The 22,994-nt window shown below is 72.5% G+C and carries 23 protein-coding genes; 13 read left to right on the top strand and 10 right to left on the bottom strand.

The window, feature by feature from the left end; genetic code table 11:
• Nucleotides 1–155: 155 nt before the first annotated feature.
• Nucleotides 156–1,763 (top strand): MDR family MFS transporter, encoded by a 1,608-nt coding sequence (locus IEZ17_RS33680; protein WP_189306878.1) that lies wholly within the window; start codon nucleotides 156–158, stop codon nucleotides 1,761–1,763.
• 79 nt (nucleotides 1,764–1,842) lie between these two features.
• Here the strand turns inward: IEZ17_RS33680 and IEZ17_RS33675 are convergent, their stop codons facing one another.
• Nucleotides 1,843–2,142 carry a DUF397 domain-containing protein gene (locus tag IEZ17_RS33675; protein ID WP_189306876.1) on the bottom strand — a complete coding sequence of 100 codons (300 nt, stop codon included), beginning with the start codon at nucleotides 2,140–2,142 and terminating at the stop codon, nucleotides 1,843–1,845.
• Nucleotides 2,120–2,974, bottom strand: a complete 855-nt coding sequence (locus IEZ17_RS33670) for a helix-turn-helix domain-containing protein (RefSeq protein WP_189306874.1) — start codon at nucleotides 2,972–2,974, stop codon at nucleotides 2,120–2,122. The genes IEZ17_RS33675 and IEZ17_RS33670 overlap by 23 nt, the downstream gene beginning before the upstream one ends.
• A 117-nt stretch (nucleotides 2,975–3,091) precedes the next feature.
• On the opposite strand from IEZ17_RS33670, the gene IEZ17_RS33665 reads away from it, so the two are divergent.
• The 4 genes from IEZ17_RS33665 (at nucleotide 3,092) to IEZ17_RS33650 (ending at nucleotide 6,263) form a co-directional block, all read left to right on the top strand.
• On the top strand, nucleotides 3,092–3,286 hold the full coding sequence (locus IEZ17_RS33665) for a hypothetical protein (protein WP_189306872.1): 195 nt from the start codon (nucleotides 3,092–3,094) through the stop codon (nucleotides 3,284–3,286).
• A complete protein-coding gene (locus IEZ17_RS33660) occupies nucleotides 3,286–3,651 on the top strand; it encodes an ATP-binding protein (RefSeq protein ID WP_189306869.1) in 366 nt (121 codons plus the stop codon). Before IEZ17_RS33665 ends, IEZ17_RS33660 begins: the two co-directional genes overlap by 1 nt.
• 130 nt (nucleotides 3,652–3,781) lie before the next feature.
• Nucleotides 3,782–4,930, top strand: coding sequence for an SPFH domain-containing protein (locus tag IEZ17_RS33655; RefSeq protein ID WP_229852885.1), 1,149 nt, complete (start codon nucleotides 3,782–3,784; stop codon nucleotides 4,928–4,930).
• Nucleotides 4,931–4,955: 25 nt separating this feature from the next.
• On the top strand, nucleotides 4,956–6,263 hold the full coding sequence (locus IEZ17_RS33650) for a TFIIB-type zinc ribbon-containing protein (protein WP_229852884.1): 1,308 nt from the start codon (nucleotides 4,956–4,958) through the stop codon (nucleotides 6,261–6,263).
• A 107-nt stretch (nucleotides 6,264–6,370) separates the two neighbouring features.
• Here the strand turns inward: IEZ17_RS33650 and cseC are convergent, their stop codons facing one another.
• From cseC to IEZ17_RS33635, 3 genes are read right to left on the bottom strand one after another with little or no spacing between them, the layout of a single operon-like run.
• Complete coding sequence (gene cseC / locus IEZ17_RS33645; protein ID WP_189306864.1) at nucleotides 6,371–7,675, bottom strand: two-component system sensor histidine kinase CseC; 1,305 nt, start codon at nucleotides 7,673–7,675, stop codon at nucleotides 6,371–6,373.
• An 8-nt stretch (nucleotides 7,676–7,683) separates the two neighbouring features.
• Complete coding sequence (gene cseB / locus IEZ17_RS33640; RefSeq protein WP_189306862.1) at nucleotides 7,684–8,391, bottom strand: two-component system response regulator CseB; 708 nt, start codon at nucleotides 8,389–8,391, stop codon at nucleotides 7,684–7,686.
• 9 nt (nucleotides 8,392–8,400) lie between these two features.
• Nucleotides 8,401–9,036 carry a hypothetical protein gene (locus tag IEZ17_RS33635; RefSeq protein ID WP_189306860.1) on the bottom strand — a complete coding sequence of 212 codons (636 nt, stop codon included), beginning with the start codon at nucleotides 9,034–9,036 and terminating at the stop codon, nucleotides 8,401–8,403.
• Between IEZ17_RS33635 and IEZ17_RS33630 the strand changes: the two genes are divergently transcribed.
• Nucleotides 9,029–9,178 (top strand): hypothetical protein, encoded by a 150-nt coding sequence (locus tag IEZ17_RS33630; protein WP_189306858.1) that lies wholly within the window; start codon nucleotides 9,029–9,031, stop codon nucleotides 9,176–9,178. The genes IEZ17_RS33635 and IEZ17_RS33630 overlap by 8 nt on opposite strands.
• A gap of 126 nt (nucleotides 9,179–9,304) precedes the next feature.
• Here IEZ17_RS33630 and IEZ17_RS33625 read toward each other — a convergent pair whose 3' ends face one another.
• Together IEZ17_RS33625 and IEZ17_RS33620 are read right to left on the bottom strand one after the other, a co-directional pair.
• Nucleotides 9,305–9,904, bottom strand: a complete 600-nt coding sequence (locus IEZ17_RS33625; protein WP_373300024.1) for a SigE family RNA polymerase sigma factor — start codon at nucleotides 9,902–9,904, stop codon at nucleotides 9,305–9,307.
• Between the two features lie 401 nt (nucleotides 9,905–10,305).
• Nucleotides 10,306–11,265: an iron-sulfur binding domain-containing protein gene (locus IEZ17_RS33620; RefSeq protein ID WP_229852883.1), complete on the bottom strand. Its 960-nt coding sequence runs from the start codon at nucleotides 11,263–11,265 to the stop codon at nucleotides 10,306–10,308.
• A gap of 157 nt (nucleotides 11,266–11,422) precedes the next feature.
• Between IEZ17_RS33620 and IEZ17_RS33615 the strand changes: the two genes are divergently transcribed.
• The 3 genes from IEZ17_RS33615 (at nucleotide 11,423) to IEZ17_RS33605 (ending at nucleotide 14,407) form a co-directional block, all read left to right on the top strand.
• Nucleotides 11,423–11,926: a pyridoxamine 5'-phosphate oxidase family protein gene (locus tag IEZ17_RS33615; protein WP_189306856.1), complete on the top strand. Its 504-nt coding sequence runs from the start codon at nucleotides 11,423–11,425 to the stop codon at nucleotides 11,924–11,926.
• A gap of 521 nt (nucleotides 11,927–12,447) precedes the next feature.
• Nucleotides 12,448–13,290, top strand: coding sequence for a hypothetical protein (locus IEZ17_RS33610; protein WP_189306854.1), 843 nt, complete (start codon nucleotides 12,448–12,450; stop codon nucleotides 13,288–13,290).
• A 130-nt stretch (nucleotides 13,291–13,420) separates the two neighbouring features.
• Nucleotides 13,421–14,407, top strand: coding sequence for an NAD-dependent epimerase/dehydratase family protein (locus IEZ17_RS33605; RefSeq protein WP_189306853.1), 987 nt, complete (start codon nucleotides 13,421–13,423; stop codon nucleotides 14,405–14,407).
• A 78-nt stretch (nucleotides 14,408–14,485) separates the two neighbouring features.
• On the opposite strand, the gene disA is transcribed toward IEZ17_RS33605, so the two are convergent.
• Nucleotides 14,486–15,610, bottom strand: coding sequence for a DNA integrity scanning diadenylate cyclase DisA (gene disA / locus IEZ17_RS33600; RefSeq protein ID WP_189306851.1), 1,125 nt, complete (start codon nucleotides 15,608–15,610; stop codon nucleotides 14,486–14,488).
• A gap of 134 nt (nucleotides 15,611–15,744) precedes the next feature.
• Nucleotides 15,745–17,157: a DNA repair protein RadA gene (radA, locus tag IEZ17_RS33595; RefSeq protein WP_189306849.1), complete on the bottom strand. Its 1,413-nt coding sequence runs from the start codon at nucleotides 17,155–17,157 to the stop codon at nucleotides 15,745–15,747.
• 198 nt (nucleotides 17,158–17,355) lie between these two features.
• Between radA and IEZ17_RS33590 the strand changes: the two genes are divergently transcribed.
• Nucleotides 17,356–19,191 carry a BACON domain-containing protein gene (locus tag IEZ17_RS33590; RefSeq protein WP_189306847.1) on the top strand — a complete coding sequence of 612 codons (1,836 nt, stop codon included), beginning with the start codon at nucleotides 17,356–17,358 and terminating at the stop codon, nucleotides 19,189–19,191.
• 46 nt (nucleotides 19,192–19,237) lie between these two features.
• Here IEZ17_RS33590 and IEZ17_RS33585 read toward each other — a convergent pair whose 3' ends face one another.
• Nucleotides 19,238–20,113, bottom strand: a complete 876-nt coding sequence (locus tag IEZ17_RS33585) for a DUF3109 family protein (protein WP_189306845.1) — start codon at nucleotides 20,111–20,113, stop codon at nucleotides 19,238–19,240.
• Between the two features lie 57 nt (nucleotides 20,114–20,170).
• On the opposite strand from IEZ17_RS33585, the gene IEZ17_RS33580 reads away from it, so the two are divergent.
• The 3 genes from IEZ17_RS33580 (at nucleotide 20,171) to IEZ17_RS33570 (ending at nucleotide 22,934) form a co-directional block, all read left to right on the top strand.
• Nucleotides 20,171–21,103: a Ppx/GppA family phosphatase gene (locus IEZ17_RS33580; protein WP_189306843.1), complete on the top strand. Its 933-nt coding sequence runs from the start codon at nucleotides 20,171–20,173 to the stop codon at nucleotides 21,101–21,103.
• A gap of 326 nt (nucleotides 21,104–21,429) precedes the next feature.
• Nucleotides 21,430–22,254 carry a sugar phosphate isomerase/epimerase family protein gene (locus tag IEZ17_RS33575; RefSeq protein ID WP_229852882.1) on the top strand — a complete coding sequence of 275 codons (825 nt, stop codon included), beginning with the start codon at nucleotides 21,430–21,432 and terminating at the stop codon, nucleotides 22,252–22,254.
• Nucleotides 22,251–22,934 (top strand): TetR/AcrR family transcriptional regulator, encoded by a 684-nt coding sequence (locus IEZ17_RS33570; protein WP_189306841.1) that lies wholly within the window; start codon nucleotides 22,251–22,253, stop codon nucleotides 22,932–22,934. Before IEZ17_RS33575 ends, IEZ17_RS33570 begins: the two co-directional genes overlap by 4 nt.
• Nucleotides 22,935–22,994 lie beyond the last annotated feature (60 nt).

Raw genomic sequence — 22,994 nt, 5'->3', positions numbered from 1 at the left:
GACGGCCTGCCCGTCCAGCAGACACTGCCCCGCTGGTCAGGCGCTACCCACCCGGCCCTCAAGAAACTTACTTGACGCCCGGCTAGTTGATTCTCTACCTTACGCACTGTACTGAACTAGCCGGGCGGCAAGTAAGTAAGAAAGATGGGGAAGTGATGGGGATGTCGCGGACAGCGGCCCCGACGGGGGACATACCGGAGCAGAGCACGGGCAGAAAGCCCGCCGGCGTACGGATGGTGCTCTTCGCGCTGATGATCGCGATGCTCCTCGCGATGCTGGACAACATGATCGTCGGCACCGCGATGCCGACGATCGTCGGTGAACTGGGCGGGCTGGCGCACCTGTCCTGGGTCGTCACCGCTTACACACTGGCCACGGCGGCCTCGACGCCGATCTGGGGCAAGCTCGGCGACATGTACGGGCGCAAGGGCGTCTTCCTCACGTCCATCGTGCTCTTCCTGATCGGCTCCGCGCTGTCCGGCATGGCGCAGGACATGAACCAGCTGATCGGCTTCCGCGCCGTCCAGGGCCTGGGCGCGGGCGGTCTGATGGTCGGCGTCATGGCCATCATGGGCGACCTGATCCCGCCGCGGGAGCGCGGCAAGTACCAGGGCATGATGGCCGGCGTCATGGCCATCGCGATGATCGGCGGGCCGCTCGTCGGCGGCACGATCACCGACCACCTCGGCTGGCGCTGGAGCTTCTACATCAACCTGCCGCTCGGTGCGATCGCGCTGATCATGGTCACCGCGGTGCTGCACCTCCCGAAGAAGCGCTCGCGCGCCCGGATCGACTACGCCGGCGCCGCGCTGCTCACGATCGGCATCACGTCGCTCGTGCTGATCACCACCTGGGGCGGCACCCAGTACGCCTGGCTCTCCGGCCAGATCGTGGGCCTCGGCATCCTCGGCGTCGTCGCGCTGATCGCCTTCCTCTTCGTCGAGCGCAAGGTCAGCGAGCCGGTCCTGCCGCTGCACATCTTCCGCAACGGCAACTTCTCGCTCGTCACGGTCATCGGCTTCCTGGTCGGCTTCGTGATGTTCGGCTCGATGACGTTCCTGCCGCTGTTCCAGCAGTCCGTGCAGGGCGCCTCGGCCACCAACTCCGGTCTGCTGCTGCTCCCGATGCTGCTGTCGATGATGGTGGTCTCGCTCATCGCGGGCCGGGTCACCACCCAGACCGGCAGGTACAAGATCTTCGTGACCCTCGGCGGCGCGCTGATCACCGTCGGCCTGGCCCTGCTCGCCCTGATGGACACCGGCACCACGCGCTTCACGTCCGGTGCGTACATGGCGGTGCTCGGCGCCGGTATGGGCTGCCTGATGCAGACCACGATGCTGATCGCGCAGAACAGCGTGGAGATGAAGGACATGGGCGTCGGATCCTCGTCCGCCACGCTCTTCCGCACCATCGGCGGCTCCTTCGGCGTCGCGATCCTCGGCGCGATCTTCACCAACGAGCTCCAGTCGACGATGGTCGCCCGCCTCGGCAAGGCCGCCGCCGCCAAGATGTCCAGCGGCGGTGCCCAGATGGACCCGAAGGGCCTGGCCAAGCTCCCGGCGCCGGTGAAGGACGCGTACGCCCACGCGGTGGCCTCCGGTACGCACCATGTGTTCCTGTGGGGCGCGGCGATCAGCGTCGTCGGCTTCATCGCGGCGTGGTTCCTGAAGGAGGTCCCGCTGCGGGGCGGTCCGGCCAAGCCGGCGGATGGCGCGGATGCGGAGGCTCCTGCGGAGCGGGCGATGGTCGTCGAGGCCGTCTGACGGCGCGCCTACCGCAAGCGGCCCCGGTGTACGTACGTCACGTACACCGGGGCCGCAGTGCTGATCGGCTGAACGGCCTTCAGGCGGTGGGGATTTGGCTCCCCTTAACGGCGCCGACGAACGCCGCCCACCCGGCGGCCGGGAACAGTAGCGCCGGTCCGTACGGGTCCTTGCTGTCCCGGACGGGGACGATGCCGGGGAGGTCGTCCATGACCTCGATGCAGTTGGCGCCATCACCGTTGCTGTAGGTGCTCTTGCGCCAGGTGGCAGCGTCGAGGAAGTCGTCCGATACCTCGATGCAGTTGCCGCCGTCGGCATTGCTGTAGCTGCTCTTGCGCCAAGTGGCAGTGCTCAGGTCAATCCTGTTGCTGCGCTTCATGTCGATAGCCCCTCGCCGCATCTTCGACCATGGCCAGGGACGCCTCAGGTGACAGTGCGGCGGCCCTCAGCAGATCGTACGACCTCCGGTACTCCATCACGAGCGGTGGAAAGTCAATGACTTGGCCACTGTGGGCGTTCTCGGTGTAGGTGATGACAGGCGCATCGGGGAAGGTCATGACTCGCAGATCGCCCATCATGATGGGGCCAGTTGCCGCGGCTTCGGGCAAGAGCTGGAGGACGCTCTCGCTGCTCCGGATCACTGCGGCGATGTGGTCCAGCTGGTCAGCCATCTGGTCGGGAGGCAGAGTCGGTCGGCGGATGAGCGACTCTTGCAGGATGCCCCAGTAATAGGCGTGGTCGCCGCGCTTCCAGAAGTCGGCGCGCGCCACTCGTGCGCGGACGAGCCTTTCGACCTCCCTGGCCTTCAGCCAGGGCTTTCCCGTCTGCGCGAGTCGCCGGACATAGGCTTCGGTCTGCAAAAGGCCAGGAATGACGCCGGGCGCCCACTCTTCGATCGTCGTCGCGCGTACCTCCATCTCTGCGACGTCCGCGAAGTACGTGGCGAGGCCGGAGCGGCGTGCCTGTTGCACCTTCTCGCAGTGCCGCTCGAAGAAGCCGCCCGTCTTGAGTTTCTTGTCGACGTGGACCGCAAGATCCATCGGCATGCCCAGTTCGCCACGCTCGATGCGGCTGAGCAGCGGTGCTCCTCGGAAGCTGCCCTCCACTAACTGGTCGAGCGTGAGGCCCGCGCTTTCCCGCAGGAAGCGCAACTCGGCGCCGTAGAAGCACGGAACGCTCGCCGACGGGTCCGGATCCTTACGGGGAGACACGACTCACCACCACCGCTTGTCAGTTGGGCACGAAAGCCCGATTCCCTTCCAAAGTACGGCGCGTGACGCCAGTCTGTGAGCGATTCATCACAATGCGCACAGGAAAGGTGAACGGCCATGGATGACGTGCACGAATGCGCTGAAGGGCTCAAGGTCGCGCTGAAGGCGAACGGGATCACGCTCCCCTCCCTCGGTGTCGATATGCCCTCGTTCGCGGGAGATTACCCGCCTCCGCTCGTCGCGCTGGGCAACTGCAACATGGCCACCGCGCGCAGGCTCGCCGAGGTGCTGCACAAGGCGGCGGCGCGGTGATGACGGTGCGGCTGCTGGCCGTACCGAAGGAGGTGCCGTTGCTGCGGCAGGCCGTGCGGGCGCATCTCGGTACGGCGGCGTCCTGCGAAGTCGAGCTGTGTGTGAGTGAGTTGGTCGGGAATGTGATTCGGCATGTGGGGGAGGGGACGCCGGTCGTCGTTCATGTCGCCAGGGCCGGGGACGGGCGGATGCGCGTCGAGGTGACCGATCCGGACCCGCGGGCGCTGCCCGTGCTGCTGCGGGCCGCCGTGGACGACGAGAACGGGCGGGGGATAGCGCTGCTGGACGCCGTTGCGCTCCGTTGGGGCGTACGACAGGGAACGGCGGGTAAGACGGTCTGGTGCGAGGTGGCGGGGGCGGGCTGAGCCCGCGCGCCGCGCCTGCGGGCCGCAGCCCTACTATGGCTCGGACGTATAAGCGAAGGGACTCCGCCGCCGCCACCGCAGGCCCGGCTGGATCAGCCCGGATGAACGGGGGGTACTTCTCGTGGGCTTCATGGACCGTGTACGCGGCGAGTTCATCGACATCCTGGAATGGACGGACGACAGCCGGGACACGATCGTCTGGCGTTTCCCGCGCTACGAGAACGAGATCAAGATGGGCGCCAAGCTCATCGTGCGCGAGTCGCAGGTGGCGGTCTTCGTGAACATGGGCCGGATCGCGGATGTCTTCGCGCCGGGCATGTACGAGCTCCAGACGGGGAACCTGCCGATCCTGTCGACGTTGCAGGGCTGGAAGTACGGCTTCCACTCGCCGTTCAAGGCAGAGGTCTACTTCGTCACCACCCGGCAGTTCACGGACATGAAGTGGGGCACGCAGAACCCGGTCACCGTGCGGGACCCGGAGTTCGGCATGGTGCGGCTGCGGGCGTTCGGCGGCTACGCGGCACGGGTGACCGACCCGGCGAAGCTGCTGACCGAGCTCGCCGGCACCGACCCGATGTTCCGCACCGAAGAGGTCGAGGAGTACTTCCGGCAGCTGATCGTCGGCAAGCTCGGCACGCTGCTGGGGAGTTCGGGCATTCCGATGCTCGACCTCGCCGCGCGCCAGGCCGAGCTGGGCGACCGGCTGGGCAAGATGCTGACCGACGAGCTGGCGGTGTCGCACGGCATCTCGGTCCCGAAGTTCATCATCGAGAACATCTCGCTGCCGCCCGAGGTCGAGCAGGCCATCGACGCCCGCAGCCGTATGGGCATCATCGGGAACCTCGACAACTACGCGCGCATGCAGGCCGCGGACGCGGTGCGGGACGCGGCGAACAACCCGGGCGGCGCCGGCGAGGGCATCGGCCTGGGCCTCGGCATGGCCGCGGGGCAGCAGATGGCGCAGGCGTTCGCGACGCCGCAGCAGAACCAGCCGGCCCAGCAGCAGCCGTACGCGCCCGCCGCGCCGGCGCCGGGCGGTGGGGCCGTTCCGCCGCCGCTGCCGGGTCAGCAGCAGTACCAGTGGTACGTCGCCGTGGACGGGCAGCAGCAGGGTCCCTACGACCATGCGACGTTCACCGGGCACATCAGCTCGGGGGCCGTACGGGCCGGGATGCTCGCCTGGCGTGACGGTATGGGGAGCTGGCAGCCGGTGGAGAACGTGCCCGAGCTCGCCCAGCACTTCCGCGCCACTCCGCCGCCGCTGCCGCCGCAGGCGTAACCGACCGCCAGGAGCCGGTGACCCCATGAGCTATCAGCCGTACCAGCCGCAGCAGCCGTATGGCCAGCAGCCCAGCCAGCAGCAGCCGTATCCGCCGCAGCAGCAGGCGTATCCGCAACAGCCGCAACAGCCGTATCCGCCGCAGCAGCCCTACCCGCAGCAGCCGGCGTACCCGCAGCAACAGCAGCCCTACCCGCCGCAGCAGCCGTACCAGCAGCCGCCGCAGCAACAGCAGTATCAGCAGCCCCCGCAGCAGCAACAGCAGCCGCCCGCTCAGCAGCAGCAGAGTGAGCCGCAGTCCCCGCAGTCCTACGCGTGCCAGTCCTGCGGTTCGACCTCCGAGTACGCCCCGGGGACGAACGTCCTGCGCTGTCCGCACTGCCGCTTCGAGCAGCCCATCGTGCCCGTCAACCGCGAGGTGCGGGAGCACGCCTGGGAGGAGCTGGCGAACCTGGTGCCCAAGCCGCGGGTGTCGGGCGGGCAGATCCTCAAGTGCCCGAGCTGCGGTGCGGCCAACCAGACCGACGCGCTGTCCGGCAACTGCCAGTTCTGCGCCACCCCGTTGGTCGCCTCGGCCGCCGAGGACCGGATCGTGCCGGAGGGCGTGGTGCCGTTCCGGGTCGAGAAGCGGGACGTGCACGAGAACCTGCGCAAGTGGGCCCGGTCCCGCTGGTTCGCGCCGAACGCCCTGAAGAAGGTGGGCTCGGCGGAGTCCCTGCACGGGACGTATGTGCCGCACTGGACGTACGACGCCCAGACCACCTCCTCGTACAGCGGCGAGCGCGGCGAGGAGTACACCGTCGGGTCCGGTGAGGACAAGGAGACCAGGGTCCGCTGGTACCGGGTCAACGGCACGGTCAACCGGTTCTTCGACGACGTCCTCGTCCCCGGTGTCGGAACCGTCGACACCAACCGGCTGTCGGCGCTGGAGCCCTGGCCGCTGAAGCAGGCGGTGGCCTACCAGGAGGCGTATCTGGCGGGCTTTCGGACCCTGCGGTACGAGGTCGAGCCGGAGGCGGGTTTCCAGACCGCGCAGCAGAAGATGGCCAAGGTCATCGAGGAGGACTGCAAGCGGGACATCGGCGGTGACCAGCAGCGGGTGCACGCGGTCAACACCAGCTACGGGGCGATGACGTTCAAGCTGATGCTGCTCCCGGTGTGGTTCGCGTCGTACGTCTACAACGGCAAGCAGTGGCAGGTCATGGTCAACGCCGATACCGGCGAGGTCACCGGTGAGCGCCCGTACAGCCCGTTGAAGATCGCGTGCGCGGTCGTCCTGGTGGCGGTGCTGGTGACGCTCTGGTTCGTGCTGAGCCGGCACCACCGGCACTGACACCGGTCCCGTCACCGAGTGGTGAGGCGGCGGTGGGGGTCCTTGGGGTCCTCCCCGCCGCCGCTGGCGTCAGCGGGCCGGGAGGCCGTCGGTGGTCCGGGAGGCCGTCAGCGGTCCGGGAGCTGGATGACCGGGAAGCTGCCGGTCGCGGTCGGGGCGTTCTCGGGGAGCCAGAGGACCGATACGGCGCCGGTGGAGCCGTCGGTCAGCTCGTCGGCGTTGCGGAAGGTGAGGCGGGCGCCGAGCACCCGGGCCTGGCCGGCGGCGATGGTCAGGCCCAGGCCGTGGCCGACACCGGCCCGGTCGCTGCTGCCGGTGCGGAACCGGCTCGGCCCCTCGCGCAGCAGCGCCTCCGGGAAGCCGACGCCGTGGTCGCGGACCCGCAGGACCCGGCCCTCCACCGTGACCTCGATGGGCGGCTTGCCGTGCCGCGCGGCGTTGGCGATGAGGTTGCCCAGGATGCGTTCGAGGCGACGCGGGTCGGTGGAGACCTCCGCGTCCCGCACGATCTCGACGGTGACGTCGGGGTCCAGCGCCCGCACCCGGCGGGTGACGAACTCGCCGAGGCACACGTCCTGGAGCTCGGCCCGCTCCGCGTAGCCGTCGAGGCGGGCCACCTCCAGCACGTCCTCGACGAGGGTCCGCATGGCCTGTGCGCGGTCGCGGACCAGCTCCGACGGCCGTCCGGGCGGCAGGAGTTCGGCGGCGGTCAGCAGGCCGGTCACCGGGGTCCGCAGCTCGTGGGCGATATCGGCGGTGACCCGCCGCTCCGCCTCGATGCGCTGCTGGAGGGCGTCCGACATGGCGTCCACCGCCCACGCAAGATCGTCCGTCTCGTCGTGGACCCGGCCTCTGCCGACCTCGTCGCGGATCCGGACGGAGGTGTCGCCGTCGGCCAGCTTCCCGGCCGCGGCGGCGGCCTTCCGCAGCCGCTTGGAGAGCCGCCCGCCGACCAGCACACCGAGTGCGCAGCCGCCGACCACCACGGCCGTGGAGCCCATCAGCAGCGCCTGGTCCAGGTCGTCCAGGACGGCGAAGCGGTCCGGGAAGCGGTCGTGGATGGAGAGCACTCGCCCGTTGCCGAGCGGGGTGGCGGCCCACACCTCGGGGGCGGTCTGGCCGGTGTCCTGGAGGAAGGTGGCGCGCTCGCCTTCGGTGACCTCCTTGTGGAGGGCCTTCGGCAGCGCCGGGTCGTCGATCTTCGCGCCGAACTGGAGGCGGTTGGTGGACTCGAAGATCTTCTGCGTGAAGTTGAGCCGTTCTATTTGGACGTCGCGGCTGTTGTCGAGCATGGAGACGCGGGCGGCGTTGTGCACGACAATGCTCAGCGCCACCGCGACCAGCGCCCCGACGAGCGCGATCGCGGCGCTGAGCTTCCATCTCAGGCCCGTTCGCAGGGCCAGCCGTACCACTGGAGGTGTCAGCCTCTCAGCTTGTATCCGAAGCCGCGGACCGTCTCGATCCGGTCCTGGCCGATCTTGCCGCGCAACCGCTGGACATGGACGTCCACGACCCGGGTGTCCCCGCCCCAGCCGTAGTCCCAGACCCGCTCCAGCAGCCGGTCGCGCGAGAGGACCGTACCCGGGGCGTTGGAGAACTCCAGCAGCAGCCGCATCTCGGTCGGCGTCAGGGCGACCGTCTCGCCGCCCTTGCGGACCTCCATGCCCTCGGTGTCGACCTCCAGGTCGCCGAAGCGGAGCACGGTCTCCTCAAGGATCTCCGCCTCCGCGGGGCCGCCGCCGGTGCGGTTCTGGCCGGCGTGCCCGAAGCGGCGCAGCACGGCGCGGATACGGGCGACGAGCACCGCACCGTCGAACGGCTTGGTGACGTAGTCGTCGGCGCCGGCCTCCAGGCCCAGCACCACGTCGATGGAGTCGGCGCGCGCCGAGAGCATGATCACCGGAACGGTGGACTCGTCGCGGATCCGGCGGCAGAGGCTGACGCCGTCGAGCCCCGGGACCATCACGTCGAGCAGGGCGATATCGGGGCGGTTCGCGCGGAACGCCTCCAGGCCGGCCAGCCCGTCGGGCATGGCGGTGACCACGAAACCGTCCCGTTCCAGAGCGAGTTGGGTGGCTTCGCGGATGACGTCGTCGTCCTCGACGAAGAGGACATGGGTGTCGGCCATGCGGTGGTCTCAGCCCTCCGATCCCGTGCCGCCGTCCGGTGAGGCGCCGGCGGTGGTCTTGCTGTAGTCGGTGTGATACCGGTCGAACTCGGTGAAACGGTCGTTCGCCCAGCGGTAGGTCATCACATCCTCCCCCGATGGGCAGCACACCTTGTCACCCGTGGCGTAGGTCTGCTTGGAGATCTCCAGGTCGCCTTTGTTCACCCCGGCGTACACCGACGGCTGCTCATTGGCGTACACGTTGTCATACCCATCGGGGGCGCCGGCCTGCTCGCGGTAGACGTACGAACCGAGACCGACCGAATCCGCGCAGGTCATGACGTTGACGATCACGTCCGGGGCGGAGCCGCCGGTGAGCGAGGCGTAGGTCACTTCGACCGGGTACGCGTCCGCGGCGCACGGCTTGGCGATGGAGTGCTTCACATCCGCGCTGACCTTCGGGTCGTCCTTGAGCAGCTTGACCGCGTTGACCTTCTGGTAGTGGGCGGTCGAGCTGGGAGAGGGCGACGCGCTCAGTGCGCCCCGGGGGGCGGGCGTGTGGGTGGCGGAGCCTTCCTTGCGGACGCCCCCGCCGCCGGGATTGCAGCCGGCCAGCAAAAGACCGACGGCGGCCACCCCCGCCGTGGCCGCGCCGCCCTTGGTCAAGCTGTTCCTGGCCAGGCTCCTGCCCGGCCTGTATCTGGACAATCCGCTCCCGCTCACCGTGCTGCTCGCACTGCCGCCGATCGCGCCGCTGCCGCGTACCGGGCTGCTGTTCCTGTGGAGATTGTCGCGCGCCTTGCTGTGAGCCGTGCTGTGGCGTCCGTTACGCCGGTTCTGCCGCCGCGGTGCGGTGCTGCCTGCGCCGCGGCCGTGCTGCCGGTGCGTGTGACGGGTGTGCTGCCGGGGGATGTGAGCTGTGTGACGCCGCCCGTCAGGCCGCGCACCGCTCCCGCTCCCCGCGCTCCAGCACCCGTGCGTCTATGTCGCGGCTCTCCAGCTCCTGGCGGAGCCGGGCCAGCGCCCGGTGGAGGGTGCTCTTGACCGTGCCGGTGGACATGCCCAGCGCGGCGGCGGTCTCCTCGGTGCTCATCTGCTCCCAGTGCCGCAGCACGACGACGCTGCGCTGCTTGGGGGCCAGCACGCCGAGGATGTCCATCAGCAGGGCGCGGTCGGCGCGCTGCTCGGTGCCGTCGTCGACGCTCGCGTCCGGGAGCTGCTCGGTGGGCACCTCCTCCAGCTTGCGGGCACGCCACCACTCGGTGCGGGTGTTGATCATGACGCGGCGGAGGTAGGCGTCCGCGAGCGACTTGTCCGCGATGCCGTCCCAGCGGCCGTACGTACGCACCAGGGCTGTCTGGAGCAGGTCCTGGGCGTCGACGGGGTCCGGCACCAGGCGTCGGGCGCTGCGCAGCAGTGCCTCCTGCCGGGTCCGTACGTACTCCTCGAAGTCCAGTACCTGGCCGCCACTGGTCGTCATTCCGACCCCTCCGATCCGCTTGCGTTTCCCCACGTTGACCGTGCCGGTGGTCATCTCCAGCACGGGAATGACGCTACGGAGAGGGTGTTGCGACGTAATGTGCGTCGACCCCACAAGGAGTGCACGGAAAACCCTCGGTTGTGTAACAGCCCGCCGGGGGTCATACCTCGGACGGACGGGGCCGCTGTCGGGGTCATACTCCCGACGGACAAGGGGCCCGGCCCAAGAGGGACGAAAGTCCTGCGGCCGTGAAATAGCGCCGAGTTGGGCGGCATTTCTGCCAATTTGCCCGAGATTGTTATGGCGCTATGTCGGCGCCGTGCCGGGTTATGGCGTACCGAAATGCGCACGGGCGTGGCCACCGGAGTGGCCACGCCCGTATAGATGCGGAATTCGGTCTCCGCGTTACATGAACGACGGATGTATTGCGGAGGCGAGGGGAGGCGATGCGCCCGTCATGCGTGCGGCAGCCGGTAGCGCCCGCCGGTCAGCGGCTCCACCAGGCCGTCCGAGACCAGCCCGTCCAGCGCGCGGGCCCGCTGCACCGGCTCGTCCCACACCGCGTCCAGCACCCCCTGCGGCACCGGTGTGACCGCCTCGCGCAGGACGGCCAGCAGCTTGCCGCGGACCTGGCGGTCGGTGCCGGCGTAGGTCTGGGTGCGGCGCGGCGGGCCCTCGTGCGCCGGCGACCCGGCCTGCTGCCAGGCGCACTGCGCCGCGATCGGGCAGCGGTGGCACTCGGGGCTGCGTGCGGTGCACACCAGCGCGCCCAGCTCCATCGTGGCCGCCGCCCATCGGGACGCGAGCCCCTCGTCCTCGGGGAGCAGCGCGCGGGCCAGCTTGCGCTCGGCGGCGGTGGTGGCGTTCGGCGGGTACTGCCGGCCGGCGACCGCGCGGGCGAAGACCCGCCGCACATTGGTGTCCAGCACCGCATGCCGCTGCCCGTACGCGAAGGAGGCGACGGCTGCCGCGGTGTACTCGCCGACGCCGGGCAGCGCCAGCAGCTGGGCGTGCTCGCGGGGGACGTCGCCGCCGTGGCGTTCCTGTATGGCGGAGGCCGCGGAGTGCAGCCGCAGGGCGCGTCGCGGGTAGCCGAGCCGGCCCCAGGCGCGCACCGCCTCGCCCGGCGCCTCGGCGGCCAGGTCGGCGGGCCGCGGCCAGCGGGCCAGCCACTGCTCGTACACCGGCAGCACACGGCTGACCGGGGTCTGCTGAAGCATGAACTCGCTCACCATCACACCCCAGGCGCCCGCTGCGGGGCGGCGCCAGGGCAGGTCGCGGGCGTGCTCGGCGAACCAGTCGGTGACGGGGCCGTGCAGGCCGGTCCCGTCCGCGGCCTCCGCGGCCGATACGGCGGCGGAGGCGGTGTCGTCGGCGGCGGTCATGAGCGTGGGGATGGCAGGAGTCGAAGTCATGGCACCGTCGATCCTGGCACGCCCGCGGGCCCCCGGGAAACGCACCGGCCCCGCCCCGCCGCACGCCCACCCACACGCAGGAAGGGGGCGGGGTACTACCGCCGGTATGCCCCGGGCCGGTGCGCCCGGGGCGGCGGGGGCGTACGAGGATGCGGGTATGGAGGAGACGTGCGGTAGGGAAGGCGCCGGTGGCGCGGACGGTGCGGGCTGCCCCGCGGCGATCCGGCGGGCGCTGGACGGGCACACGACGGTGACGCTGGCGTACGTGGACGAGGACGGGCCGCAGGCGTGTGCGGTGCTGTACGCGGCGGGGGCGGCGGCGGACGGGGCGCCCGCGCTGTACTTCGTGACCGCGGACACCACGCGGCACGGCCGGGCCCTGGGGGAGTCCGGCGCCCGGGTGGCGTTCACCGTGCAGCGGGACGGCCAGGAGTGGAGCGGGCTGACCGGACTCCAGGGGCGGGGCCGGTGCCGCCCGCTGAGCGGGGCCGAGCGGGCCGCCGGGTGGCGCGTCTACACCGCTCGCTTCCCCTTCGTCGAAGCGAGCGACCGGCTGCGCGCGGCCCTGGAGCGGACCGCGCTGTGGGAGCTGCGCCCCGACTGGCTGCGGCTGATCGACAACGGGCAGGGGTTCGGTCACAAGGAGGAGTGGCAGGCGTAGCGGGCTCGGGAGGTGGCAGGTGCAGCCGGTCCCCGGGGGCGGATGTCCGGTCATGGGGCGGGCAGGGCCCGGCGGCGGCCGTGCCGCATCCGTGCTCGGCACGGGGCGCCGGCCGGTGAGGGGCGCCGCGTCGAGCACCGCGGCCGGCGCGGTGGGCGTCGGGAGCAGCAGTACGCCGGAGGTACCGGTATCGGCCAAGGTGCGGAGCCGGCCGGCCGCCCGGTGCGCGCGAGCGGTCACCTTGCGGGAGAGGGGTGTTGTTCGTGATCGATGACGGTGCGGAATCGTCACCGGTGCACGGTATTTGACGAAATGTCAGATAGGGGTGGGGTGTTCGGGGATCGGTGGGGATGCACCTGTCGAACGTGAAGGCGGGGCGGCGGGGCGGTCGGCGGCGGGGGCCGGAAATGCGGGCGCGCGGCGGTGCGCGGGGCGCCCGGCGGGCCGATGATGTGAAAAGTTGCAGCCCGATGCGGCGGGTACTGGCCGGTGCGGGTGCGGATCTCTCGTAGAGTTTCCGCGTGGGATCACTGCGCAATCCGATCGGGCCGCTTCCGTCCTCCATCTACTGGCGGCGGAGGGCCGTTGCGCTGGCCATCGTCGCGCTCCTGGTCGCGCTGGTCGTGTGGGTCCTCACCATGGGCGGCGACAGCCCCACCGCCAACGAAGGCAAGGGCGCGAAGGGAACGGGGCCCGCGGCGTCCATCACGCCGGGGCCCGCGCCCACCGGTCCCGTGATCAGCCAGAAGCCGGGCGGGCGCGATGTGTCGGGTTCCGGGGGGAGTTCGGGCGGGGACTCCGGTTCCGGTGACGGGGCCGCCGGGGGCGGGTCCGGGTCGGACGGCAAGGGCAGCGGGTCCGGCGGTGCCGGCGGCGGCTCCGGTTCGGGCGGCTCCGGTTCCGGCTGGGCGCCGATCGGCGAGGGCACCGGCAGCAACGCCGTGGCGGCGGGTCCCACCGTCCCCAACTGCACATCCGGCGCGGTGCAGTTGACCGTGCGCAGCGTCAAGGACTCCTACGCGCCCGACGACCGACCGAAGTTCGAGCTGACGATGGAGAACTCCGGTGACGCGGCCTGCAAGGTGGACCTCGGGCGCAAGGCGGCGCTGCTGACCATCAGCGACACCGCGGGCGGCGACCGGGTGTGGTCCTCCGGCGACTGCCCGTCGACCGGCGGCCCGGCGTGGCTCCAGGTGCCGGCCGGCGACTCGGTGACCCGGACCGTCGCGTGGGACCGCCGGGCGAGCGGCCCCCAGTGCGCGACGCCGAGCGCGGCGGCGGTGCCGGCCGGTTCGTATCGCATCGAGGCGAAGGTGCCGGGGCTGACGGCGGCCCGGACGTCGTTCGAGCTGGCGCAGGACTGACCGCGGCGGATCCGCCGCACCGTCCCCCGGCGGCCCGGAACTTTGCGCTCCGCAAGTTCCGCCCGTAGGGAATCCGCTCAGAGCGTGCACCGCTGGCACCGGCGGCGCCCGCTGCGGCACAGTCGCCGCCATGAAGCTACTGATGCTGGGCGGAACGGAGTTCGTGGGCCGGGCGGTCACCGAGGCGGCGCTGGCGCGGGGTTGGCAGGTCACGGTGTTCCACCGCGGGCGGCATCCGGCGCCGGACGGGGCCGCCGTGCTGCACGGCGACCGGATGGCACCGGGCGGGCTCGCCGCCCTGGACGACGGCGAGTGGGACGCCGTCGTCGACACCTGGAGCGGGGCGCCTTCGGCGGTGCGGGACACCGCCCGGCTGCTGGCCGGCCGGGTCGGCCGGTACGCCTACGTCTCCACCGGCTCGGTGTACGCCTATCCGCCCACCCAGCGGCTCAGTGAGCGGGCCCCGCTCGTCGACGGCTCGCCCGACGCCACCGACGCCGACGACTACGCCGCGGCCAAGCGGGGCGCCGAAGTGGCCGCGACCGACGCCTTCGGGGACCGGGCGCTGCTCGTCCGCGCGGGGCTGATCCTCGGCCCGTACGAGAACATCGGGCGGCTTCCGTGGTGGCTGGGCCGGATCGCCCGCGGCGGACCGGTGCTCGCCCCGGGGCCGCGCGAGCTGCCCCTCCAGTACATCGACGCCCGCGACCTCGCGGAGTGGACCCTGGACGCCGTACGGGACGGGCGGGGCGGGGCGTACAACCTGGTGAGCGAGTCCGGGCACACCACGATGGGGGAGCTGTTGGAGAGCTGTGTGCGGGTCACCGGCTCCGCGGCCGAACTGCGCTGGACCGCACCGGAGGACGTCCTCGCGGCCGGCATCGAGCCGTGGACGGAGCTGCCGGTCTGGCTGCCGCCGGGGCAGCTCCACGACGTGATGCACGGCGGTGACGTCGCCAAGGCGCTGGCGGCGGGGCTGCGGTGCCGTCCGGTGGCGGAGACGGTGGCCGACACCTGGGAGTGGCTGCGGAGCATCGGCGGGGTGGCGCCGCAGCGCCCGGACCGGCCGGTGCTGGGACTGCCGGCGGAGAAGGAGACGGTGGTGCTGGGCCGCTGAGGGCCGGCGCCCGTGGACACGTACGGGCCCGTGGGAGGGGGCACGTCCCAGGGGCCCGTACGGACGCGGCGACAGGTCCTAGACGTACCGTTCCAGGATCGACGACTCCGCCAGCCGCGACAGACCCTCGCGGACCGAGCGGGCGCGGGTCTCGCCGACGCCGTCGACCGCCTGGAGGTCGTCGACGCTGGCGGCGAGGAGCTTCTGGAGGCCGCCGAAGTGGTCGACGAGGCGGTCGATGACCGTGCCGGGGAGGCGGGGGACCTTCGCCAGTAGACGGAAGCCGCGCGGGGAGACCGCGGAGTCGAGCGTCTCGGGCGCGCCGCTGTAGCCCAACGCGCGGGCCACGATGGGGAGTTCGAGGAGCTCGGGGTGGCTGAGCGCGTCCAGCTCGGCCAGCGCCTCGGCGACCGTGCGGGAGCGCTTGGCGGTGGGCTCGGGGACGTAGTCGCGGGCGACCAGCTCGCGCTCCGGCTCCACGCCGGCGATCAGCTCCTCCAGCTGGAGGGCCAGCAGGCGGCCGTCGGTGCCCAGTTCGACGACGTACTCGGCGATCTCGGTGGCGATCCGGCGGACCATCTCCAGGCGCTGGGCGACGGCGGTGACATCGCGGACCGTGACCAGGTCCTCGATCTCCAGGGCGGAGAGGGTGCCGGCGACCTCGTCGAGGCGGAGCTTGTAGCGCTCCAGGGTGGCCAGCGCCTGGTTCGCGCGGGAGAGGATCGCGGCGGACTCCTCCAGGACGCGCCGCTCGCCGTCCACGTAGAGCGCGATCAGCCGCATGGACTGGCTGACCGAGACCACCGGGAAGTTCGTCTGGATGGAGACCCGCTGGGCGGTGCGGTGGCGGGTGCCGGTCTCCTCGGTGGGGATGGAGGCGTCCGGGACCAGCTGGACGCCGGCGCGGAGGATCTTGGTGATGTCCTTGTCGAGGACCAGCGCGCCGTCGAGCTTGCACAGCTCGCGCAGGCGCGTGGCGGAGAACTCGACGTCCAGCGCGAAACCGCCGGTGCACATGGACTCGACGGTCTTGTCGAAGCCGAGGACGATCAGGCCGCCCGTATTGCCCCGGAGGATGCGCTCCAGACCGTCCCGCAGGGCCGTACCGGGCGCGACGGCGCTCAGCGAGGCGCGCATCAGGCTCTCGGTGCCGGAGCTCCCTCCGGACCTGCCGGGAGACGATGCCCGGTCGTTGGCTGCCACTGCACTCCTCCGTCGCAAGGATCTGTCGGTCCGCGGGCCGCCCGGCCGGTGCCGCGGTGCGTACCAAAGGAGGGTATCCAGGAGCTACGCAGCCGGCGGTGAGACGGTGGTGACGGGCGAGACCGGGGCAAAGTCTACCGGCGTGCGTCCTCCTCCCGCGGGGCCTCCCGGCGTACCCGCTTGGGCAGCACGCTCAGCGCCTGGCCGACATCGGCGACCTCCAGGACCCGCATCCCGGCGGGGATCTTGCCGGGGTCGGTGGGGACCAGGGCGTGCGTGAAGCCGAGCCGGGCGGCCTCCGAGAGGCGGCGCTGGACGCCGGTGACCCGCCGCACCTCGCCGGCCAGGCCGACCTCCCCGATGGCGACCAGGTTCTTGGGCAGCGGGGTGTCGCTGGCGGCGCTGGCCAGGGCGAGCGCGACGGCCAGGTCGGCGGCCGGCTCGGAGAGCTTCACGCCGCCGACCGTCGCGCTGTAGATGTCGCGCTTGCCGAGGGCGCTGATCCGGCCGCGCTGCTCCAGGACGGCGAGCATCATCGAGACCCGGGAGGTCTCCAGGCCGGAGGTGGTCCGCCGCGGGGAGGGGATCTGGGAGTCGACGGTCAGCGCCTGGACCTCGGCGACCAGCGGGCGGCGGCCCTCCAGGGTGACCGTCAGGCACGTCCCGGGCACCGGCTCGTCGCGGCGGGTCAGGAACAGGCCGGAGGGGTCGGCGAGGCCGGTGATGCCCTCGTCGTGCAGCTCGAAGCAGCCGACCTCGTCCGTCGTGCCGTAGCGGTTCTTGACGCCGCGGACGAGGCGGAGCCGGGCGTGCCGGTCGCCCTCGAAATGCAGCACGACGTCGACCAGGTGCTCCAGGAGGCGGGGTCCTGCGATGGCGCCGTCCTTGGTGACGTGGCCGACCAGGAGGGTCGACATGCCGCGCTCCTTGGAGGCCCGGATCAGGGCGCCGGCGACCTCGCGGACCTGGGCCATCCCGCCCGGGGCGCCGTCGATCTCGGGGGAGGCGACGGTCTGCACGGAGTCCAGGATGAGCAGCGAGGGCTTGACCGTGTCCAGATGGCCGAGGACGGCGGAGAGGTCGGTCTCGGCGGCCAGATAGAGATCCTCGTCGAGGGCCCCGATGCGGTCGGCGCGCAGCCGGACCTGGCTCGCGGACTCCTCGCCGGTGACATAGAGCGTGCGGTGGCTGCCGGAGGCGGCCTTGGCGGCGACGTCCAGCAGGAGCGTGGACTTGCCGACGCCGGGCTCGCCGGCCAGCAGCACCACCGCGCCCGGGACCAGCCCGCCGCCCAGGACGCGGTCCAGCTCGGGCACGCCCGTCGAGCGGGCGGCGGCCTGCCTGCCGTCGACCTGGCCGATGGGCAGCGCGGCGGTGGTGACCCGGCCGGGGGCGGTGGTGCGCACCGCGGGGGCGCCGCCGAACTCCTCGACCGTGCCCCACGCCTGGCACTCCGGGCAGCGGCCGAGCCACTTCGCGGTGGTCCAGCCGCACTCCGTGCAGCGGTACGACGGGCGCTCCTTGGCCGACGATTTACGAGTTGCCATGACGCCACCGTAGCGGCGGGGTGTGACACCGGGCGGGGTCGGCGGCAGTTGCGCCGACCGGGCGGCGTGCGCCGAGCGCACTCAGGGGCGGAATAGCAGATGCGTGTCCCCCATTGAGGGAGATGGTCACCCGTAAGGGTTAAAACCGACCCTGCCAAGCGAGACCGGCTGCATCATCCGCCTACCGTCGCCGGGGTGATGAGCAGCAGGCCCGAGCACCCTACGCACACCACCGGCGCACACCGGTCGCGCGGCACGGCGCCGCGCCGACCCGAGGAACAGGACCGCGGGATCCGCCGGAACCGCGATACACGGCGGCACGACGAGGCCCGCCAGGACCGCTACGAGCCGTATCTGGACGGGCTGTTCACCTACTGCCTGTCCGTGCTGTGCGAGCACGACGCGGCCACCGCGGTGCTCGGCGAGGCGCTGGCGCTCGCCGAGCGGCAGCACGGCCGGCGCCCCGGCGACGCCGGCCTCTACGGCCCCTGGCTCTACGCCCTGGCCCGCTGGGCGTGCCTGCGCCGGCTCGCCGAGGCCGGCCAGGAACCCGCGGCCCCGCCCGGCGGGGAGCGGGAGCGGGAGCGGGAGCAGGAGCAGGAGCGCCGGCGGGAACTGGCCGTGCTGGCCTGGCCGGAGGCCGCCGGGACCACGCCCGAGCAGCGCGAGGCGCTGGAGCTCTCGGTGCGCCACCGGCTGTCGCCCGACGAGGTCGCCGCGGTGCTCGGCGCCGAACCGGCCGCCACCCGCGCGCTGCTGGCCGCCGCGTCCTGCGAGGTCGAGCGGACCCGGGCGGCGCTGGCCGTCGTCGAGTTCGGGCGATGTCCGGACGTGGGGCGGCTGGCCGGGGACAGCCAGATGCTGCTGGGCGCGGCGCTCCGCCGGGAGCTGGTGCGCCATGTCGACGACTGCGCCGAGTGCCGGCGGACCGCCGAGCGGGCCACCGCCGCCGGGCCCTGGCCGGGCACCGCGCCGGCCGACCAGGGCGCGCTGCCGCTGGTCGGCGTCGAGCGGGAGGCGGTGGACGAGGCGCTGGCGGCGGCCCTGAAGTCCCGTTCGGGGCGCGCGGAGGGCGTACCGGGCGCGACCGCGGCGCCGGCCGGCGGCCGGCACGGTGGAGCAAACGGTTCTCCTCGCTACGGCCGCAACGGATTCCCCGTGGGCCCCACGGACCGGGTCGCGCGCCGCCGCCGGCTGCGCAGCCGGGCGCTGACCACCACCATCGTGGCGACAGTGCTGGCGGCGCCGGTGCTCGCCCTGTGGGCGGCCTACCGCGGCGCCCCGGAGACCGGCGAGACGGACGCCACGACGGTGGCGGCCAACGGCACGGAGGCCGACCCGGACGCCGGCGCCCGGCTCGACGGCCGCCCGTACGAGAACGCCGGCAACGCCCGCCCGGCGACCCCGCGGCTGTCGGCCGGCGACTGGACGCCCGACGTGTCCGTCGAGGTGGCGGGCCCGGACAGCGGCCCGACGCCGCCGCCCGACCGGGAGGAGCGCGGCCCGGGGCGGCTGACCGTCGACGCGCAGCCCTCCTCCGGGACGACGGTCATCACGATCCGGGCCTCGGGCAGCTCGCCGGTGCGCTGGCGGGCGGCGGCGGCAGCGCCCTGGCTCCAGATGAGCCATACGGCGGGGGAGCTGCGGCCCGGCCAGACCACGACGATCACGGTGTACGTCGACCACGACCGGGAGCCCGAGGGGCACTGGAAGTCCAAGATCGCCATCGAGCCGGGCGGCACCGTCGTCGCGCTGGAGGGCCACGGTGTGACCGAGCCCGCTCCGGGGCCGGGCCGCCCCTCGCCCGGTGGTCGCACCCCGGCACCGCCGCATCCGGCGCCCGGTCCCGGCCGTCCCACCCCGACGCAGCAGCCGGCGCCGTCCCCGACGCCGCCGTACCCGGGACCGACGGCGAACCCGACCGCGAAGCCGACCACGAGGCCGACGGCGGATCCGACCGCGAGGCCGACCGGGTCCGGCCCCGCGGCGCCGAGCGGACCCACGACGTCGTACCCCGCCCGCCCGCCCCACTGAGCGGGCGCGGCGGCCCCGGCTAGTCGCGCCGCTGGCTCCGGCGCCGCTAGCCCTTCGGCGGCTTCGCCTCCCGCGCAGGCTTCGGGTCGGCCGGGTGCGGCGCCATCGGCAGCGTCGCGGCCAGCCGCTCCTCGCACAGCTCGGCGAGCTTGGCGTACCCCTTCTTGCCCATCAGCTCGGTGAGTTCGGGCTTGTAGGAGACGTAGACCGGTTCGCCGGCGCCGTGCGCCGACGTGGCGGACGTGCACCACCAGTGCAGGTCGTGGCCGCCGGGGCCCCAGCCGCGGCGGTCGTACTCGCCGATCGTCACCTGGAGGATCTGGGTGTCGTCCGGCCGGTCGATCCAGTCGTACGTCCGCCGGACCGGCAGCTGCCAGCAGACGTCGGGCTTGGTCTCCAGCGGCTCGCGGCCCTCGCGCAGCGCGAGGATGTGCAGCGAGCAGCCGGCGCCCGCCGGGAAGCCGGGGCGGTTCTGGAAGATGCAGGAGCCCTGCCAGCGGCGGGTCTGCCGCTCGCCGTCCTCGTCCTCCTCGGTCCAGCCGGTCCTGCTGCCGACGTCGTGGAACTGCCACAGCTCGGGCGTGAGCCGCGCCACGTGCTGCGCGACCCGCTCCTCGTCCTCCTCGTCGGAGAAGTGCGCGCCGAGCGTGCAGCAGCCGTCGTCCGCGCGGCCCGCCTGGATGCCCTGGCAGCCGCTGCCGAAGATGCAGGTCCACCGGGAGGTGAGCCAGGTCAGGTCGCAGCGGAAGAGCTGCTCGTCGTCGCCGGGGTCGGGGAAGGTGACCCAGGCGCGGGCGAAGTCGAGACCGACCTCGTCGGCCGGTGCCCCGTCGCCGGAGCGCGCTGCCGCAGCCGCCTGGGCGCGTCGCTTTTCTTCCTTCTTCAGGGCTTTTTGGTTCTTCGCCTGTTTCGTCTTTGCCACGGGTCCAGCGTAAGGCGGGCCGCAAGTGTCCCCTGCGGCGGCAGTAGGTTTCACCTCATGAGACTCGGTGTCCTCGACGTGGGTTCGAATACGGTCCATCTCCTGGTGGTGGACGCGCACCCGGGCGCGCGCCCGCTGCCCGCCTACTCGCACAAGGCGGAACTGCGCCTTGCCGAGCTGCTCGACGACAGCGGCGCCATAAGTGACGCCGGTGTGCACCGCCTGGCGGCCACCATCCGCGAGGCGATGCAGGTCGCCGAGGACAAGGGCGTCGAGGACGTGCTCCCGTTCGCCACCTCCGCGATCCGCGAGGCCGCCAACGGGGAGGACGTGCTCCGGCACGTCACCGAGGAGACCGGGGTCGCACTCCAGGTGCTCTCCGGCGAGGACGAGGCGCGGCTCACCTTCCTGGCGGCCCGCCGCTGGCTGGGCTGGTCCGCGGGCCGGCTGCTGGTCCTGGACATCGGCGGCGGCTCGCTGGAGATCGCGTACGGCCTGGACGAGGACCCCGACGTCGCGGTGTCGCTGCCGCTCGGCGCGGGCCGGCTGACCGCTGGCGACCTGCCCGGCGACCCGCCGGACCCGGAGGCCGTCCGGGCGCTGCGCCGCCGCGTACGGGCCGAGATCGCCCGGGTGGTGAGCGACTTCTCCCGGTACGGGACCCCCGACCAGGTCGTCGGGACGTCCAAGACCTTCAAGCAGCTGGCCCGGATCGCGGGTGCGGCGCGGACCGCGGACGGGTTGTACACCCAGCGGGAGCTGACCCGCATGAAGCTGGAGGAGTGGGTGCCGCGGCTGGCCGGCATGTCCACGCGGGAGCGGACCGAGCTGCCCGGGGTGTCCGAGGGGCGCGCCCGGCAGCTGCTGGCCGGGGCGCTGGTGGCCGAGGCGGGGCTGGACCTGTTCGGCGTGGAGACGCTGGCGATCTGCCCGTGGGCGCTGCGCGAGGGCGTCATCCTGCGGCGGCTGGACCATCTGCCGGAGCACTAGGGCCCGCGCCCCGGGTACGCGGCGGGGCGCGGCCGGTGCCGTACGGACGGAGGGACGGTCTCCGTACGGCGGGAGGGGGCGGCGCCCGTACGGCGGGAGAGTCGGCGCCCGTACGGCGGCGGTGGGAGGGCCGACTCCCTCCGGCCGCGCGGCGGCGCGTTCCGGCCGTTCCCGCCGAGTGCGGCGGAGATCACACCGCGCACCGCACGACGGCCGCGCCACACCGGTAGCCCCTGTCCCACCTGCCCCTGGAGTGCCCCGGTGGCCTGCGATGGCGGCCCGGACCTCCTGCCCTGCGGCGGGCCCCGGCCCGTACCCTGTCCCTCGTGACAGAGCCTGTGGTGCGCATTCCCGATGCGAAGGTCGCGCTGTCCACGGCTTCGGTCTATCCGGAGTCGACGGCGACGGCCTTCGAGATCGCCGCGCGCCTGGGCTACGACGGCGTCGAGGTCATGGTCTGGACCGACCCGGTCAGCCAGGACATAGAGGCGCTGCGCCGGCTCTCGGACTACCACGGGGTGCCGGTGCTGGCCGTGCACGCGCCCTGCCTGCTGATCACCCAGCGGGTGTGGTCCACCGACCCCTGGGTCAAGCTCCAGCGGGCCCGGCAGGCCGCGGAGAAGCTGGGCGCCTCCACGGTGGTGGTGCACCCGCCGTTCCGTTGGCAGCGCAACTACGCCCGGGAGTTCGTCCGCGGCGTCTGGCGGATGGCGAGCGAGACCGACGTCCGGTTCGCCGTGGAGAACATGTACCCCTGGCGCTACCGCGACCGCGAGATGCAGGCGTACGCCCCGGACTGGGACCCCACCACCGACGACTACCGGCACTTCACCGTCGACCTCTCGCACACCGCCACCGCGCGCCATGACGCGCTGGAGATGGCGGCGCGGATGGGCGACCGGCTGGCCCACGTCCACCTCGCGGACGGCAACGGCTCCGCCAAGGACGAGCACCTGGTGCCGGGGCGCGGCAGCCAGCCGTGCGCCGAGCTGCTGGAGCGGCTGGCCGCCAACGGCTTCGACGGCCATGTGGTCGTCGAGGTCAACACCCGCCGGGCGATGTCCGCCGCCGAACGCGAGGCCGACCTCGCCGAGGCGCTGGCCTTCACGCGGCTGCACCTGGCGTCGCCGACGTGGGTGCCGGGCAAGTGACCGGTTCCGGGCGCGCGCACGATTCCGGACGGGCGAGCGGGGACACCACGGACCCCACGGACACCACGGACTCCGCCCCGCGCCGCCGCCGGGGCCGCCCGGCCCGTACCGAGGCGGCCGAGGGGCCCGGCACCCGGGAGCAGATCCTCGCCGCGGCCCGTACGGAGTTCGCCGAGCGCGGCTACGACAAGACCTCGGTCCGCGGCATCGGCAAGGCGGCCGGGGTGGACGCGGCGCTGGTGCACCACTACTTCGGCACCAAGGAGCAGGTCTTCGCGGCGGCCATCGAGCTGTCCTTCGCGCCCGCGCTGACCATGCCGGACGCCGTAGCGGGCGGCGACGAGGCGGGCGTGGGCGAGCGGATGGCCCGCTTCATGTTCGGCGTCTGGGAGAACCCGGTCAGCCGGCCGGCGCTGCTGGCGATCATGCGCTCGGCGGTGACCAACGACACCGCGGCGGCGGTACTGCGCGGGCTGGTCGAACGCCGGCTGCTCCATCGGGTCGCGGGCGAACTGCACGTCCCCGACCCGGAGTTCAGGGTCCAGCTGGCGGCGAGCCAGCTCATCGGGATCGCCATGCTGCGGTACGTCGTCAAGATGGAGCCGATGGCGTCCGCGGACCTGGAGGAGATCGTGGCGATGGTCGCCCCGACGCTCCAGCGGTACCTGACCCAGCCGTAGGACGGGCGGGGGCGCACCGCCGCCGTCGGCTCCGCTGTCCGCACTCCGGTCGGGCATCTC

The organism is Streptomyces albospinus (assembly GCF_014648695.1).
GTDB classification, from domain to species: domain Bacteria; phylum Actinomycetota; class Actinomycetes; order Streptomycetales; family Streptomycetaceae; genus Streptomyces; species Streptomyces albospinus.
This window is presented reverse-complemented; position numbering and strand designations above follow the sequence as displayed.